1 rRNA gene is annotated in these 1,050 nt (G+C 56.2%); it reads left to right on the plus strand.

Going from position 1 to position 1,050, the window contains the following annotated elements:
* Positions 1-1,028, plus strand: a 23S ribosomal RNA gene (locus K4B79_RS47455); the annotation flags it as partial.
* Positions 1,029-1,050 lie beyond the last annotated feature (22 nt).

Consider the following 1,050-nt stretch of genomic DNA (forward strand, 5'->3'; position numbering starts at 1 on the left):
GCGAAGCTGAGAACTTAAGCGCCAGTAAACGGCGGTGGTAACTATAACCATCCTAAGGTAGCGAAATTCCTTGTCGGGTAAGTTCCGACCTGCACGAATGGCGTAACGACTTCTCGACTGTCTCAACCATAGGCCCGGTGAAATTGCACTACGAGTAAAGATGCTCGTTTCGCGCAGCAGGACGGAAAGACCCCGGGACCTTTACTACAGTTTGATATTGGTGTTCGGTTCGGCTTGTGTAGGATAGCTGGGAGACTTTGAAGCGGCCACGCCAGTGGTTGTGGAGTCGTCGTTGAAATACCAGTCTGGTCGTGCTGGATGTCTAACCTGGGTCCGTGATCCGGATCAGGGACAGTGTCTGATGGGTAGTTTAACTGGGGCGGTTGCCTCCTAAAGAGTAACGGAGGCGCCCAAAGGTTCCCTCAGCCTGGTTGGCAATCAGGTGTTGAGTGTAAGTGCACAAGGGAGCTTGACTGTGAGACCGACGGGTCGAGCAGGGACGAAAGTCGGGACTAGTGATCCGGCGGTGGCTTGTGGAAGCGCCGTCGCTCAACGGATAAAAGGTACCCCGGGGATAACAGGCTGATCTTCCCCAAGAGTCCATATCGACGGGATGGTTTGGCACCTCGATGTCGGCTCGTCGCATCCTGGGGCTGGAGTCGGTCCCAAGGGTTGGGCTGTTCGCCCATTAAAGCGGTACGCGAGCTGGGTTTAGAACGTCGTGAGACAGTTCGGTCCCTATCCGCTGTGCGCGTAGGAATATTGAGAAGGGCTGTCCCTAGTACGAGAGGACCGGGACGGACGAACCTCTGGTGTGCCAGTTGTCCTGCCAAGGGCATGGCTGGTTGGCTACGTTCGGGAGGGATAACCGCTGAAAGCATCTAAGCGGGAAGCCTGCTTCGAGATGAGTATTCCCACCCCCTTTGAGGGGTTAAGGCTCCCAGTAGACGACTGGGTTGATAGGCCGGATCTGGAAGGCGGGTAACCGCTGGAGGTGACCGGTACTAATAGGCCGAGGGCTTGTCCTCAGTTGCTCGCGTCCACTGTGTT

The organism is Streptomyces lincolnensis (assembly GCF_021173675.1).
Taxonomy (GTDB): Bacteria; Actinomycetota; Actinomycetes; order Streptomycetales; family Streptomycetaceae; genus Streptomyces; species Streptomyces lincolnensis_B.